The sequence below is a fragment of the Methanobrevibacter sp. V14 genome (assembly GCF_963082475.1).
Classification (GTDB): Archaea; Methanobacteriota; Methanobacteria; order Methanobacteriales; family Methanobacteriaceae; genus Methanocatella.
Map to the genome: position 1 here is coordinate 219,617 of NZ_CAUJAM010000006.1, position 15,773 is coordinate 235,389.

The 15,773-nt window shown below is 33.4% G+C and carries 17 protein-coding genes; 2 read left to right on the plus strand and 15 right to left on the minus strand.

Annotated elements, in window-relative coordinates; translation table 11 throughout:
- Positions 1-12: 12 nt before the first annotated feature.
- Positions 13-807 carry a coenzyme-B sulfoethylthiotransferase subunit gamma gene (gene mcrG, locus Q9968_RS03045; protein ID WP_305513347.1) on the plus strand — a complete coding sequence of 265 codons (795 nt, stop codon included), beginning with the start codon at positions 13-15 and terminating at the stop codon, positions 805-807.
- A gap of 7 nt (positions 808-814) precedes the next feature.
- The gene (gene mcrA, locus Q9968_RS03050) at positions 815-2,467 is read left to right on the plus strand and encodes a coenzyme-B sulfoethylthiotransferase subunit alpha (protein WP_305513696.1); all 1,653 of its coding nucleotides are present in this window, start codon (positions 815-817) and stop codon (positions 2,465-2,467) included.
- Positions 2,468-3,103: 636 nt separating this feature from the next.
- Here the strand turns inward: mcrA and Q9968_RS03055 are convergent.
- The 15 genes from Q9968_RS03055 to eno form a co-directional block, all read right to left on the minus strand.
- Positions 3,104-3,508, minus strand: a complete 405-nt coding sequence (locus tag Q9968_RS03055; RefSeq protein WP_305513349.1) for a hydrogenase iron-sulfur subunit — start codon at positions 3,506-3,508, stop codon at positions 3,104-3,106.
- Between the two features lie 14 nt (positions 3,509-3,522).
- Positions 3,523-4,662 carry a Coenzyme F420 hydrogenase/dehydrogenase, beta subunit C-terminal domain gene (locus tag Q9968_RS03060; protein ID WP_305513351.1) on the minus strand — a complete coding sequence of 380 codons (1,140 nt, stop codon included), beginning with the start codon at positions 4,660-4,662 and terminating at the stop codon, positions 3,523-3,525.
- A 9-nt stretch (positions 4,663-4,671) separates the two neighbouring features.
- On the minus strand, positions 4,672-5,262 hold the full coding sequence (locus Q9968_RS03065) for a molybdopterin-dependent oxidoreductase (protein ID WP_305513354.1): 591 nt from the start codon (positions 5,260-5,262) through the stop codon (positions 4,672-4,674).
- A 305-nt stretch (positions 5,263-5,567) separates the two neighbouring features.
- On the minus strand, positions 5,568-5,702 hold the full coding sequence (locus Q9968_RS03070; protein ID WP_305513356.1) for a hypothetical protein: 135 nt from the start codon (positions 5,700-5,702) through the stop codon (positions 5,568-5,570).
- 187 nt (positions 5,703-5,889) lie between these two features.
- The gene (locus Q9968_RS03075; RefSeq protein ID WP_305513358.1) at positions 5,890-6,081 is read right to left on the minus strand and encodes a hypothetical protein; all 192 of its coding nucleotides are present in this window, start codon (positions 6,079-6,081) and stop codon (positions 5,890-5,892) included.
- Between the two features lie 480 nt (positions 6,082-6,561).
- A complete protein-coding gene (locus tag Q9968_RS03080) occupies positions 6,562-7,347 on the minus strand; it encodes an ADP-ribosylglycohydrolase family protein (protein WP_305513359.1) in 786 nt (261 codons plus the stop codon).
- 237 nt (positions 7,348-7,584) lie between these two features.
- Positions 7,585-8,565, minus strand: a complete 981-nt coding sequence (gene idsA, locus Q9968_RS03085; protein ID WP_305513361.1) for a short chain isoprenyl diphosphate synthase IdsA — start codon at positions 8,563-8,565, stop codon at positions 7,585-7,587.
- Positions 8,566-8,577: 12 nt separating this feature from the next.
- Entirely contained in the window at positions 8,578-9,921 is a 1,344-nt protein-coding gene (locus Q9968_RS03090; protein ID WP_305513363.1) for an RNase J family beta-CASP ribonuclease, read from the minus strand.
- Positions 9,922-9,924: 3 nt separating this feature from the next.
- Complete coding sequence (gene fni / locus Q9968_RS03095; protein WP_305513364.1) at positions 9,925-10,971, minus strand: type 2 isopentenyl-diphosphate Delta-isomerase; 1,047 nt, start codon at positions 10,969-10,971, stop codon at positions 9,925-9,927.
- A 3-nt stretch (positions 10,972-10,974) separates the two neighbouring features.
- On the minus strand, positions 10,975-11,775 hold the full coding sequence (locus Q9968_RS03100; RefSeq protein ID WP_305513365.1) for an isopentenyl phosphate kinase: 801 nt from the start codon (positions 11,773-11,775) through the stop codon (positions 10,975-10,977).
- A gap of 4 nt (positions 11,776-11,779) precedes the next feature.
- Positions 11,780-12,742: a mevalonate kinase gene (gene mvk / locus Q9968_RS03105; RefSeq protein WP_305513367.1), complete on the minus strand. Its 963-nt coding sequence runs from the start codon at positions 12,740-12,742 to the stop codon at positions 11,780-11,782.
- A gap of 9 nt (positions 12,743-12,751) precedes the next feature.
- Entirely contained in the window at positions 12,752-13,600 is an 849-nt protein-coding gene (locus tag Q9968_RS03110; RefSeq protein ID WP_305513369.1) for an MEMO1 family protein, read from the minus strand.
- A gap of 9 nt (positions 13,601-13,609) precedes the next feature.
- Positions 13,610-14,212, minus strand: coding sequence for a 30S ribosomal protein S2 (rpsB, locus tag Q9968_RS03115; protein WP_305513371.1), 603 nt, complete (start codon positions 14,210-14,212; stop codon positions 13,610-13,612).
- A gap of 15 nt (positions 14,213-14,227) precedes the next feature.
- Entirely contained in the window at positions 14,228-14,422 is a 195-nt protein-coding gene (locus Q9968_RS03120) for a 4Fe-4S binding protein (RefSeq protein WP_305513373.1), read from the minus strand.
- A gap of 22 nt (positions 14,423-14,444) precedes the next feature.
- On the minus strand, positions 14,445-15,689 hold the full coding sequence (gene eno, locus Q9968_RS03125) for a phosphopyruvate hydratase (RefSeq protein ID WP_305513376.1): 1,245 nt from the start codon (positions 15,687-15,689) through the stop codon (positions 14,445-14,447).
- Positions 15,690-15,773: the final 84 nt, after the last annotated feature.

Below are 15,773 nucleotides of genomic sequence, written 5' to 3' on the forward strand. Positions count from 1 at the left end.
TGTTGGTGAATTATGGAATATAAAGCTCAATATTGCCCAGGTGAAACAAAAATTGCTGAAAATAGGCGAAAACACATGAATCCTGAGCATAACTTTAAAAAAATTAGGCAAATATCTGATGAAGGTTTAGTTAAAATACTAGGCCATAGAAACCCCGGTGAAAGTTATAAAACCGTACATCCTCCTTTAGCAGAAATGGAAGATGATGGAGATATAATTAAAAAAATCGTTGAACCAACACCCGGAGCAAAGGAAGGGATACGTGTTAGATATATCCAATTTGCAGATTCAATGTATAATGCCCCAGCACAACCATATGATAGAGCAAGAACATACATGTGGAGATACAGAGGCGTAGATACAGGTACATTATCCGGAAGGCAAGTAATCGAAATAAGAGAACAAGATTTAGAGAAAATTTCCAAAGAACTAGTTGAAACCGATATTTTTGACCCTGCAAGATGCGGTATGAGAGGTGCAACGGTACATGGACACTCATTAAGGCTTGATGAAAACGGATTAATGTTTGATGGTCTTCAAAGATACATTTACAATGAAGAAGATGGCCATGTTTATTATATTAAAGATCAAGTTGGACGTCCTTTAGATGAAACAATAGATGTAGGTGCCCCTTTAGATGAGGAATATTTAAAAGAAATCACCACCATCTACAGAGAAGACAACATTGGTATGAGACAAGACAAAGAAGCAATTGAAGTCATTGAAAATATTCACACTGCACGTACTGAAGGGGGATATGGTATGGGAGTATTTTCTAAGGATTTGAAAAAAAAATTAGGTGAATAAAATGGGTTTGGAGAATAAAAAGTTTTTAAGCGCATTAAACCAGAAATTTAAAGGTGAAGACCAGGAAAGTGATCACACCAGTTTCTATTGTTTTGAGGGATGGAAACAATCAGAAAGAAAAAGAGAATTTAATGATGCTGCTGAAAAATTAGCAAAAGAAAGAAACATGCCATTTTATAATCCGGACATAGGTGTGCCCTTAGGCCAAAGGCAATTAATGGCATATAAAATTTCAGGTACCGAAGATTATGTTGAAGGTGATGACCTACACTTTTGTAACAATGCAGCAATTCAGCAACTGGTTGATGACATTAAAAGAACCATCATTGTAGGAATGGATACAGCCCATTCAGTATTGCAAGAAAGATTAGGTGTAGAAGTTACTCCTGAAACAATCAATGAATACATGGAAAACATTAACCATGCACTTCCAGGAGGTGCAGTTGTTCAAGAACATATGGTTGAAGTGCACCCAGGCCTTGCTGAAGATTGCTATGCAAAAATCTTTACAGGAAACGATGAATTAGCTGACGAACTTGATAAAAGAGTTTTAATTGACATTAACAAAGAATTCCCAGAAGACCAGGCAGAAATGTTAAAAAGATATGTTGGAAATAAAACTTATCAGGTAAGCAGAGTTCCAACACTTGTTGTAAGGGCTTGTGACGGAGGTACCGTTTCCAGATGGTCAGCTATGCAAATTGGTATGAGTTTCATTAATGCGTATAAATTATGTGCAGGTGAAGCAGCTATTGCAGATTTCTCATATGCAGCAAAACATGCAGATGTAATTGGAATGGCATCATTTTTACCAGCCAGACGTGCAAGAGGCCCTAATGAACCTGGAGGTGTGGCATTTGGTACTCTAGCAGACATGGTTCAGACTTCAAGAATTTCTGATGATCCGGTTGAAGTAACTTTAGAAGTTATTGCAGCTGCTGCAGTACTATATGACCAAGTATGGCTTGGATCATATATGTCTGGAGGAGTAGGATTTACCCAATATGCAAGTGCAACATATACAGATGACATATTAGATGATTTTGCATATTACGGTAAAGATTATGTAGATAAAAAATACGGCTTATGTAATGCAAGTTTAGACATGGAAACTGTAAGAGACATTGCCAGTGAAGTGACACTTTACGGATTAGAACAATATGAAATACCAACACTTTTGGAAACACACTTTGGAGGTTCTCAAAGAGCATCTGTAATATCTGCCGCAGCAGGTTGTTCAACTGCATTTGCTACTGGAAACTCAAATGCCGGTGTGAATGGTTGGTATTTAAGTATGATTTTACATAAAGAAGCTCATTCAAGGTTAGGATTTTATGGATATGACTTACAAGACCAAGCAGGTGCTTCCAATTCATTATCAATAAGAAGTGATGAAGGTTTAATCCATGAATTAAGAGGACCGAACTATCCAAACTATGCTATGAATGTAGGTCACCAGCCTGAATATGCAGGTATTGCTCAAGCACCACACGCCGCAAGAGGAGATGCCTTCTGTACAAATCCGTTGATTAAAATTGCATTTGCAGATCCGCATTTAACCTTTGACTTTAGACATCCAAGAAAGGAAATCGCAAAGGGTGCCTTAAGAGAATTCATGCCATCCGGTGAAAGGGAAATTATTATCCCAACAAAAGGATAATATATTTTCATTTTTAAAGGCATGGAAATTTATTAACCATCACCAAATATGTTATCAAAGACATGGAACAATTTCATGGATAAAACAACTTTTAATTAAATTGAAGTTTGTTTATTCTATAGTTTACAGCAGAACTAATGAATTTAACTAATCAACTATCATTAAATCAGCAATAGTTTTTAATATCAAATTGCTATAATGAAGAGCAGTCACATCTTTACATTATCATAATGACAAAAATATGTCTCTCTCGGTTTAGATTAATAAATATTGTAAAATAAGCTTTATAAAAAATAATCATGAAAAATTAAAATAGCTATTAAAGATAAACTCAAATAGCTATTCTAGACAGTGAAAAGAAACCTATATGATTTTCCATATATCTCTCTTTTATTTTAATTAATTATTTTATATCGATGGAGAGAAAGGATAACTACCAATATGCTGAGTATTGGTAGTTATCGGCTAATGATGATTTATCAACATAATATAATTAATTTGAAAAATAATCAAACATTCTCTATTTAACTATCTTTCTAAGGTTAGTAACAACTTACTAATCTTAGAAAGGCAATTAGAAGTGAGTGTAAATAGCTATTGAAATAATAGCTATTTACATATGGCTTGATATCTTAATCATTCTAATTCTAATGGACCTAGTTTAGATAATGTTTTATGAAATTCCTCCATTGTTGTTTGGAATTTTTCACCTTCTGAAGCTGAAATCCATTCGTGACGGAACCTTTCTTTTTCAATTCCAAACTCTTCAAGAATATCTTCAACAATTTTAGATCTTCTAGACCATTTGTAATTACCTGCATCATAGTGGCAGTCACCAATATGGCACCCTCCTACAAATACTCCATCAGCACCCTCCTTAAATGCTTTAAAAATCATTGAAGGATTTATTCTCCCAGAACACATTACACGAATAATCCTAATGTTTGGCGAATATTGCATACGAGCAGTACCTGCAGTATCTGCACCGCCATAACAACACCAATTACATAATAAACCTACGATTTTTAAATCATCAGACATTAAAAACCACCTCCTTATAATTCTGTTTTTTCTGGACTGTATAATGGAGGTTTAACCTCATCAGAAACTCCAGCAACATAACCAGTTCTTTCATAGTATTTTTTCTGCAATTTATCAAAAATCAATGAAACCGGAATATCCATCGGACATACATCGTCACATTGACCGCAATCAACACAACTGAAACTCATGTGAGATAATCTGACACCATGAAATGCTATCGGACTTGGAGGAACAGTTGCCTCATCATTAAAGTAAGACTTGTTTAATTCACAATTTTCAAAACAACCACAGACTGGACAGATATCACGACAAGCATAACATCCAATACAACGATTCCATTCATCCATTTCACTGACTAACGGATAAGAGGCTTGTTGATTCTTTTTAGCCATGTTAATCATGATTTTTTCAACTTTTGCTCTTGCTTCCACAGCAGCGTCACCAGGTGATTTTATTTCAAGAATACCTGCGTTTTTAGCACCATCGATTAATTCCTGACCTTTTTCATCATTAATTTCAATGAATGTCCATCCATCTTCTGCACCCCAATTTCCACAGGCAATATTTGCTTTTCTTGGGATTTTTACATCACATCTTTGACAATTACCACGACGGCCATAACCCTCTTTTTCAAGGTCATGGATTTTTACTGCTTCTTCAGATCCATTAGCTAATTTGATGATAAACTTGCCCTTATCGATTTCTTCACTAACAACATCATCAGGATTAGCTTCATAGAATAAATCAATCATTTCTCTACCACTAACCGGTGAAACAGTTCCGCCACAGTTTAAACCTATGAAATATATATTATCCTTATCAATTCTGTGTCGCATAACAAGTTCCTCAATAGCTCTCATATCACATGGTTTAACTGTAATTGCAATTTTTTTATCAGATAAATATTTTTGAACAAGATCCCCCACCATTGTAGGAGCGCAGTGATAAGATCCAGCTGTTTTTAATAAATCTTTAGAATCAGTTATATACACAGGCATCGCATCATAAATATCATCATGTGGACTTAATGCTAAAACACCTTCAACTATTCCTTCATCAAGCAAATACTTAAGGATGCTTGTTACTGCCCCACCACATTCACCTGCATCAAGAATGTCATCATTTCGAGATTTTGCTAAAACATAACTCATATTATCCCTCTATTCATTTAATTTATCAATAATTTCAATTATACTTAAATTATCAGATTCAATGACAGAACTAAAATTTTGCACTTCGCCCATTGCATTGACAAAAGATCCATCTTGTTCCAACCATGTTTTGATAGGAATGACAATGTCTGAAATTTTTGTAGTGTCGTTTTCACAACAAGCAAAACTAATGAGCTTAGATATTCTGGTAAAATCATAATCCAACTTATCAACAACATCATCGAAAACTAATAATGCTTTAGTATTTTCCAATAACTCCACAATTTCATCTAATGATTTAGATTCAACAAAATCAAATGTTCCTTTAGAGTTAGAATTGCTGAATACCGGCAAAACTTTGCACTTAATTGATTCCAATTTATCCAAGTCTTCTTTGGAATCAACATAATTAAATACAATTACAGAGGATTCATCAATTTTTGACTCAATTGCATTTAAAAATTCTTGAACTGAGGAATTGAATGTTTCATCTGCAATATTAAAAGTGACTGACTTTTCGCTTTTACCTAAAGCATAAACCTTTGCACCCTTTTGTTTTGCATGAACTATTCTTCTTCCAATTAATGGATTTTCATACAAAAGATCACCAATTACAAATACGCTACTGGCATTTGCAACTTCTTCATAAGATGCAACCTCCTTAAAATCTTTTAAATCATCAGCATAAAATGCAATATTGTAATTTTTAGATTCTGCGAAATTTTTAATAGCTTCAATTTCTTCAACACTATTATTGCCTAAACAAAGTATTGTAACAGAAGAAGAATCAATTGAATTTAATTCTTTAGATAGATCTGATATAGCAGTATCAATATCTGTTTCATGATTAGATACAATAGCTTTTTTGAATTTGTTTAAATAATAATCTATTGAATTTTTTCCATTTAAACAATTTTTCCAGCATTAATGGGGTGTCTTTTATAAGGAAATGTTCCAACAATTTCTCCCTCGTTTAACACCACATTAATCCCACAACCAACACTACAAGAAGGGCACAATGTATGTTTTATTTTTAACATAATACATCACCAAATTAGTTTTTAAGAGTATTTTGAAAATGTTCACTGCCTATTTTTGAATATTCTTTCTTACTTGATAAAATATGAACAGATTCACGAGTGATAGAAATCATATCCATAAGAACATTACATGCTTGATGAAAAATTAATTGAGAAACCTCTTCATGAATAAATTCTTCAAATACCTCTAGTACAACGATCCTTCAACTTTAAATCTTAAATCTAAATTTCCACATGATTTTAAAATCATGTCAAAATTTATTTCTTCCTGATTAGTATCAGTATATTCAACTGACCAGTCAATATCCAAATTTAAAGTTGCATTTTTAGGATTAAAATTTGGCCTAATCAATCCAATTTTTTGCATATAAATTTCCATTATACTCCCCAACTATTTATTAATATTTAACTCTTAAAATTATCGAATTAAAAACTTTAATTAGATAATCTACTTTAATATAGAAAGTAATAATAATATAAATGTTATTAAATTATTATTTCGTTTTTTGATATATAAATTAAAAATAAAAAAATATAAATAGATTCCAATTAAAAATAATGACAATGAAAGAGTTAAAGAGTGAAAAAATGGTGCTGAGTCTTTAATTGATTAAAAATAATAAAAAGGCAAAAAATCAAAATAAAAATTATGTAGCCTAATTTTAAAAAACAAATTTTAAGGCATTAAAACAATGAATAAATCTTATAAATCAAATATAATTAAAAACTCCAAATAATTTTAAGACCCAGATGAAATTGTCCAAAAATAAGATAATGAAAAAATAAGTAATACTTTTATAAAAATTAATACTACCCAAAGACATAAAAAATTCTAAAAAAGTATTACAGAAATATTTATCTACATGAATTTCTCTTCAAAACCAATTAAAACATTTAGCAAGAAATAATCCAAGCGATGAATGCTTTTATATGAAATATTTTTAGGAACTTCCCAATATGCCGATGCAATACTTCCAGCTATTGCTGCTTGTGTATCCGAATCCCCACCAAGAGATATGGCATTTCTAATGGTATCTTCAAAACTATCCGCTTCTAAAAAGCAAATTATAGCTTCAGGCACACTTCCAGCACATGAAACATCAAAATTGTACCATGGACGAATATGGTCTAACGACCTGGATAAATCATATTCGTATCTCACTTCAACATGATTTTTAATTTCATCTTTACTTGCACCTATTTTTGCAAGATAAATTGCATCTGAAGTTGCAAGAGCGCCTTTTACACCTTCTGGATGATTATGAGTAACAATAGCTGATGTATAAGCTAAATCATGAGCTTCTTCAAAGGAATTAGCTACCCAAGCACAAGGAGATACTCTCATAGCAGATCCATTTGCCCAACTACCATACGGTTCACAGGATTCCTGAGCAAACCAGTTGTTAAATCTTGCCCCGTAACCTGCGCGAGGATATTTATTTCCAAAATATTTTAGATTTTTGATTAAAACCTCTTTAGATGTTTTGTCATCACATAACCATTTTGCAATAGCCAATGTCATTATAGTGTCATCTGTAAATCGAGATCGTTTCTCAAATAGGTTAAATTCTTTTGTTTTTATTGGTTTAAATTCTCTTGTTGAACCTATAATATCTCCACATATTGCTCCAATAATTCCTTTCATATATGTATGTTGCTGCAAAGATATTAAAATAAGTTTTCATTTATAAAAAAATATAGATATTACAACAGAAAGAACAATGAAACATATTGAAACTTCTTGTCAAAATGTTGCAATTGCATTAATAATCTGAGAAAAAAGCATATCTTAATATATAAATCAATATGAAAATTTAGAAATGGTAAAATTCTAAAAAAAGTTCAATATAATGCAAACAAAAAATAAAAAAAAGTGAGAGAATTATGCATTTCTCCCAAGTACAAAATCTGCAATATCACATAATACTTTTTTAAATGAAGAATCAGGCAATATTTCAAGTACTTCTTTAGCTTGATTTACAGATTCAAGTGCGAAATTGCGAGCATAATCTATAGCTCCACAATTTGTTAAAATCTCAATTGCCTCATATATCTCTTCTTGTGAGTTTTCTTCAGCTTTTAAGATTTCAAGGAATCTGCCAGAATCGTCACTAGCTAATCCTTTAATTGCAATAATTGTCATTTTGCCTTTGCCAATGTCAGACCCAATAGGTTTACCTAATGTTTCCTCATCAGATGCAAGATCTAAATAATCATCCTGAATTTGGAAAGCAAGACCAATTAAACGTCCATACTCATACATTGCATCAATGACATCATCATCTGCTCCGCCCATAATAGCTCCTGCTTTTGTAGCGGCCGCAATTAGGGCACCAGTTTTTTTGAAAATCATTTCCATGTATTCATCTTCGCAAACATCAAATCTTTCTTCAAAACCCATGTCTAAAGCTTGACCTTCACAAATTTTAACACATGCATCGGCAACAGTAGCTAATGCTTTGTTGTTCTGTTCTGAAGTAGTGTTTTTTGAAGTGATAATCATTTCAAATGCTTTTGAGAATAGAGTATCACCTGCAAGAATAGCAACATCTTCTCCCCAAACTTTATGAACAGAAGGCATTCCTCTCCTCATATCATCATCATCCATGATATCGTCATGAATTAATGAGAATGTGTGGATTAATTCAATAGCTGCACCCGTTTTAAGAGCAGATTCACGATTTCCTCCAACAGCTTCACTTACAATTAAAGATAAAGCAGGCCTAAGCATTTTTCCACCTGCTTTAGTAAGATAAACTGATGCTTCACCAAGATTATTCGGTGTAATAACAGATAAATCTTCTTCAATTGTTTTAATTACATCTTCTGAATAACTTCCAAGTACCTCTTTTACATCACTCATTTAATTGCCCCCTTAACTTTTAAAAACTTGTGCTTGAGCATTTCTTAAAATATGAATATCATATCCAATTCTATACCCTTCTTCTTCAGCAAGTTCAGCATAAGCTGAAAGCATGGATAAATCTCCGTGTGCCGGAATAATATGCTGCGGTTTTATCATCCGTAGGAATTCTCTGTGATCCTCTCTTCCAGCGTGCCCGGAAACGTGAGCATTAGGATAAATTCTCGCACCATTTAATTTTAATCTTCTTTCCATAATATGCCTATTAGCAGCATTTGTCGGATTTGGAATAATAGGTGCTGAAATAATGACATTATCTCCTTTTTTAATATTGAAAGGAGTTCTGTTGCTAGCAATTCTTGGAAGCAATGCATCAGGTTCACCTTGGTGACCAGTAGTTACAAGTAAGTAATTTGCACGGTCTTTATCTGCTTTCATCAAAGCACGATTAACAGCTTTAGGAGATCCATAAATGCTGGCATTTTTAGGTAATTTTAAGATTCCTAATTTTTGTGCAATACCACAGAATCTCTCCATTGAACGACCTAAGAAAAATATTTCTCTGTGACTTTTCTTAGCAATATCGGCAATGGCCTGTACACGTTCCACATGAGAGGAAAATGTAGTAACTATCATACCTGTTTTTTCATGTAATGGTCCTCTCATTACATCCTCTAAGATATTTCTAGCAATTCTTTCTGAATGAGTTTTAACTTCATCATAATTTTTAGCATTAGTAGTTTCAACTATTAATGCAAGTACTCCTTTCCTACCCAATTCTTTTAATCTTTTATAGTCAGGTGGCGGAGATACCTTTTGATGGTTATCAAATTTAAAATCAAGTGCATAAACAATAACTCCTTCCGGAGTATGCAATACCGGAAATACTGCTTGTGGAATACTGTGTGTAGACTGTACAAATTCCAATGTAATATCTTTTGAAAGTTTAATTTTACTTCCAGGGTTTAAAACCTTAATCGGATTTGTAACTTTAAATTTACGTTCCCCTTTAATTTGTTTTTCAATTAAAGCAGCAGTATATGGTGTTCCAAATAATGGTGCATCATATCTGTGTGCAAGCTTAGCAACAGCACCAATGTGGTCTAAGTGACCGTGAGAGAAAACAATTCCCTTTACTTTACCATCAACATCCTTCATTAATGTATCATCAGGAATAACTCCTCTTTCAATTAAATCTAAACTATGCATTCTGTCAATATCAGTGTCTTCATGCATACTAATTCTGTCTAGGTGAATCCCCATATCAAAAATAACGACATCCTCACCTATGCGGATAGCAGTCATGTTTTTTCCGACTTCCTGATATCCCCCTATAGCGATTACTTCAACGCTCATGTTTTATCTCCTTGAATAATTATTTGTGTTAATACCTCTCTCATTTAACCATTCCCTTGTTTTTCCGCGAATGACTAAACGAGATTGTTTCAATTCTTCAATATTATTTGCTCCAACTAAAAACATAGCAATCCTTAGTGAATCATTAAATCTGTCAATAAATGTGTTTAAAGCATCTTGTGAAGCATGATTTTTTAAGAAAGGCAATGCCATACCAACAGCATCAGCTCCAAGAGCAATAGCTTTAGCAGCTTCAAGACCAGTACGTATCCCTCCAGAGGAAATAACTGGGACATTAACATTTTGAGTAACTTCAACTGTTGAAATTGCAGTTGGGATACCCCAATCCCAAAATATTTCTCCCAAGTACCTGTCTTCAGCTCTGTAAGTCTCAACAGCAGCCCAACTTGTTCCACCGGCACCTTCAATGTCAATGAAATCAACACCTGCATCAACTAATTGTTTAGCTGATTCGGCTGAAATTCCGCAACCTGTTTCTTTTGCAAGAACTGGAATATCAACGCTATCAGTGATTTTGCTAATTAATTCAGTGCATCCCCTAGCATCCAGGTCTCCTTCAGGTTGAATAGATTCCTGAAGAGGATTTAAATGAATAGCCAATATATCTGCATCCAATATTTCAACTGCTTTTTGAGCTAAATTAAGTTGAGGAGCGCCTATATTTCCAACAAGCAAGCAATCAGGTGCATTTTCGCGAACAACACTATAAGTATCTGCCAATTCTGGGTGTTCACATGCTGCTCTTTGAGAACCAACACCTAAAGCAATTCCATTGTTTTCTGCCGCAATTGCCAATTGTTTGTTAACTTCCTTTGCTGCAGGATGGCCTCCTGTAATAGCTGTAATAAATAAAGGTGAGTCTAATTTTTTACCAAAAACACTAGTTGATAAATCAATTTCCTGTTTATCAATTTCAGGCAAAACATTATGAATTAATTCAATATCTTCAAATCCGGTAGTTTTGTCTTTAAACTCAACATCATAATTTTCACAAATTAATAAATGCTCTAATTTTCTATCTGAAATCATGTTCTAATTTCCCCTTGAAATTATAGTTCCTTTAACTTCTCTGTTTTCTAGTACTTTGAAAATATTATCTTTAACTTCAGCATTTATTATTTTAGATTCGATTCCTAAATCTGCTAAATATAAAAGTTCTTTAATTTTTCCAACCATACCGCCGGTTACATCAACATTTGTAGTTCCTTCTAAGGCGTCTAGATCCTCAAGTGATGCGAATTTCTCAAAAAATATTGCATCATCATGTGTTTTGGGATTTTTATTATAAACTCCATCAACATCGGTTCCTAAAATAACCTGACTAGGATTAAGATTTTTAGCTAAAAACTGGATTAATTGATCACCTGAAATTACACAAAATTCAAGACTGCTATCTAAAACCACATCACCATAGATAACCGGAATGAAACCTTTTTCAAGATAATTTTTAAATAAATCAAGATTTCCATTGGTTATTCTTTTATCTGTTGCAGAAATAAAACTAGAAGCTGGAAGTGCAATAACGGGCAAGTCATTTTCAATGAAAACCTCGCAAATAAACATGTTTAATTTTTTAACTTCATTTTGGATTTCGCAAAAACCCAATCTTTTTTGAGGATATAGTGACTTATCAAATTCCTCACCAATTTTATGTTTTTTTGCTGGAGGATGTCCAAAGGACCCCGCTCCATGAACAATGATTAACTGTTTTTCACAAACATCCATTGAAGCTTTTATTTCAGATGCTATTCTCTCAAGACTAGTATAATCAACTTCACTTTCCATTGAATCTTTATTAGTTAATATACTGCCTCCAATCTTTAAAATAATCATTAAATCACTTGTAAACCCTTGAAGAAACTCCTTTGCGAGTAAATCTGATTTTTAAAATATTATCCTCACGACTAATGGCATTTGCAACTTCATCAACTTTATCAGGGCAAAGAGCAATAATACTGCCTCCTCCACCTGCACCAGTAGTTTTAGCACCAATAGCCCCAGCATTTCTTGCATTATAAACCATACGAGATAATTCTAATGTATTTACTCCTAAAACATCTAGAAATCCATGATTAATATTCATCAATTCACCAACTTTTGCAAAATCCCTTTTTAAAATAGCTTGTTTTGCATAATTGGTTAAATTACCCATTGAAGTAATTACTGGATTAATAAGTTTAGGATTTCTTGTTTTGAGATTTTTAACCTCTTTAACCATTTTACCTGTATTTCCATGTTTAGTAGTGTAACCTACAACAAATGGGACATTAAAATTAACTTTGAAATGTTCAACCTGTTTATTTCTTGACAAATAGACAAGCCCTCCGTAAGTTGAAACTAAAGTATCAAGTGGACTTGCAACTCCCTGAACCGCCTGCTCAACCATATGAGCATCATGTGCAAGAGAGTGTTTATTAAAACGAATGTTATGGTATCTGTATAATGCCGCCAATGTGGCAACTGTAACGGCTGCCGAGGAACCAAGTCCTGAACCAATTGGCACATTTGAATTTAAAGTAATGTCGATTGGAGTATGGTCGTGAACTCGATAAAGAGCTTCTAAAATATATCTAATAATACCCGGTTTTCCTTTAAGCAAAACATATTTCTTATAGTTAGTAAGCAATTCAGCTTCAAATCCTATATCCGGAGCTCTAAAAATAGTAATATCATCCTCTGATGGCTTAATTGTTACATAAGCCCTCTTATTGACCGCACCAGCTATGGCAGGTTCATCATAAACAACAGAGTGTTCTCCGAATAATATTGTTTTTGCAGGAGCAGAAGCTTTAGCTATCATAAAAACACCTTATCTAAAAATACCTGAAGCATAACCAACAACTGATGTTAAATCATCAGTAACATCACCACTAGTTCCATAAGCCAATATTTCACTTGTGTGCTTGCCACATCTTTTAGATAAAGACATCACAGTCATTACAGGACCATAACCACACATTGTGATATTATACTGAACAACTTCCTCAAAAAGTTTAAATTCGTTCATCTCATAAATATCTTCCAAAACAAAACCATCAACTGTGTTTGCTCTTTCTTGAGTATTGAAATGGGATAAATCAGTACTTGCAATAACACAATAAGATCTGTTTAATTTGTTTGTAGCTTCAAAAATCGCATTTGACAAATCAGTTGAAGTTACAAAATTCTGTGTTCCCATTGTGATTGGAACTATTTTAAAGTCAGCTGAAAAATATTGTAGGAATGGCAGCTGAACTTCGATACTGTGTTCATGAATATGAGCTGTAAAATCACAAGAAGCATATTCTGAAACATCAACAATAGCTTCTGCTAACTCTTTGTCAATTTCTACATTGCCCAGTGGAGTAACCCACTCCCCTTCATTAAACACAGAAATTTCACTACCAAATCCAGTATGATTAGGACTAATTATAATAAAAACTTCAGGAAAACCTTTTTTAACGATTTCACAATAACCTTTTGAGGCTATTGCACCAGAATATTGATAACCTGCATGAGGAACCATAACATTGATAGGATACTCTTTTCCATCAAATGAATTAAGCTCAGGAATGTAACCTGGGCCAAAATCCTCTAAAAAACAACTTTCAATAAGTTTTTTTAGTGTTTCTGGATCTGCTGGATAAAATGCACCAGCAACAGCAGGTTGTCTTAACATCTAACTCACTTAAAATTTAAGTTCGAATTCAGTAGAATCAATATCTAAGTCACCGTCTTCTGGGATGTCCCCTCTTTCTCTTAAAATTTGTCTTGCAAGTAACCAGTAAACTAAAGCAATAGCTTTTCTACCTTTGTTGTTTACAGGCACTACAATATCAACAAAACTAAGTAAGTTTTCAGTATCACATAATGCAATTACAGGAATACCATTTTGTTTGGATTCTAAAATTGCTTGTGCGTCTGATCTTGGGTCAGTTACAACAATAATTTTTGGTTCAATGAATTTAGCATAATTCGGATTAGTTAAAGTACCTGGAATGAATCTTCCAGGAATAGTTTTAGCACCAGTCACCTCCCCGAATTTTTTAACAGGAGCTTGACCATACTGACGTGTAGCTACTACTAAAATATCTTCCGGGTCATATTTTGCTAAAAGTTTTGCGATTTGTCTGATTCTTTCATCGGTTTTTTGAATATCCAATACATATAACCCATCAGATCTTACTCTGAATATGTATTTTTCCATATCACTAGTTTTTTGCTGGGTTCCGATGTGTAAACCAGCTGCTAAATAATTATCTAAATCTATTAAAAGTTCTTCATTTACCATTTTTTCACCTACAATTTAAAAATCATCTTCAATTATAATACATTCATTTGGACAAACGTCCATACATACTTCACAATAACTACATTCATCTGGGTCAACAATTTCGATTTTGTCCCCACTAAGAACTAATACTTCCATTGGGCAGACATCAGCACATTCTGCACAGTCAGCACCATCACATTTATCGTAGTCGAGAATTACTTTTGCCATAATCTTTCTCCCCAAACCTTATTTAAAATTCACCCATTATTGAATTTGGAAGTTTTTCTTCTATACGGATAAGCTCATTTAATTTAGCTATTCTTTCTCCGCCAATAGCTCCAGTTTTTATCATCGGAGATGAAAAACCAACAGCCAAGTGAGCTATTGTTTCATCAGTAGTTTCACCAGAACGGTGAGAAACAACAGGTACAATACCATTTTCTTTTGCTAATTTAACAGTAGCAAATGTTTCAGATAAACATCCAATTTGGTTAGGTTTAATAATAATAGCATTTGCAGCTTTCATTTCAATACCCTTAGCTAAAAGCTTCCTATTGGTGGTGAATAAATCATCACCACAAATGAGACATTTATCTCCTACTTTAGAAGTTAATTGAGCAAATCCTTCGAAGTCAGACTCGTCAAATGGGTCTTCTACATAAAACATTTTATATGTATCAATAATATCTTTTACGAAATCAATTTGATCTCCGGTATCTCGTTTGATATTATCTTGAGCATAAATATATTTTTGCTCATTTACATCCCATAATTCAGATGCGGCCATATCTAAAGCAGGCCTGATTTCAATACCAATCTCATCACCAACTTCCTCACAAGCTTGTGCTTGGATTTCTAATGCATCAGCATTAGTAATGTTTGGTACCCATCCGCCTTCATCTCCTTTACCTCCGGTAAAAGCAGAATCTTTAGATTGAATTAATTCTTTTAATTTTTTGTGAATAGAAGCATTTGCAAAAATTCCATCAACAATATTAGTGGCTCCAATAGGAACAACAAGGAATTCCTGAATATCTGGAGCATTAACACCAGCATGAGCACCACCGTTCATCATATTACCTAAAGGATATGGCAATTCGTTTGCAAAATTACCTCCAATATATTGATAAAGAGGCATGTTATAAGATGATGCGGCTGCTTTAATAACGGCCATGGAAATAGCTACAGTAGTGTTGCCTCCAATAGCTGATAAATTATCAGTGCCATCTATTTCCTTTAATACTTCATCAATTGTAATGACATCACAAGCATCCATTCCAATAAGTTCAGAAGCTATCAAATCTTCCATTTCACTTACTACAATATCAACTCCACCTTCCGGGAAAGGTACTACTTCTCTTGAACCAGTACTTGCTCCACTTGGTGCAGCAGCTCTTCCAAAACCATTCCAAGTAATTACATCCACTTCAATGGTCGGATTGCCTCTGCTGTCCAAAATCTTGCGAACTTGGACATCTTCTATTATACTATCCAAAAAAACACCTCAGTGTCATTTAATTTGTTACCAATTAATCTATACTTAATAAAAAATTAGTAAGTTTCTTTATAGAGTTATATT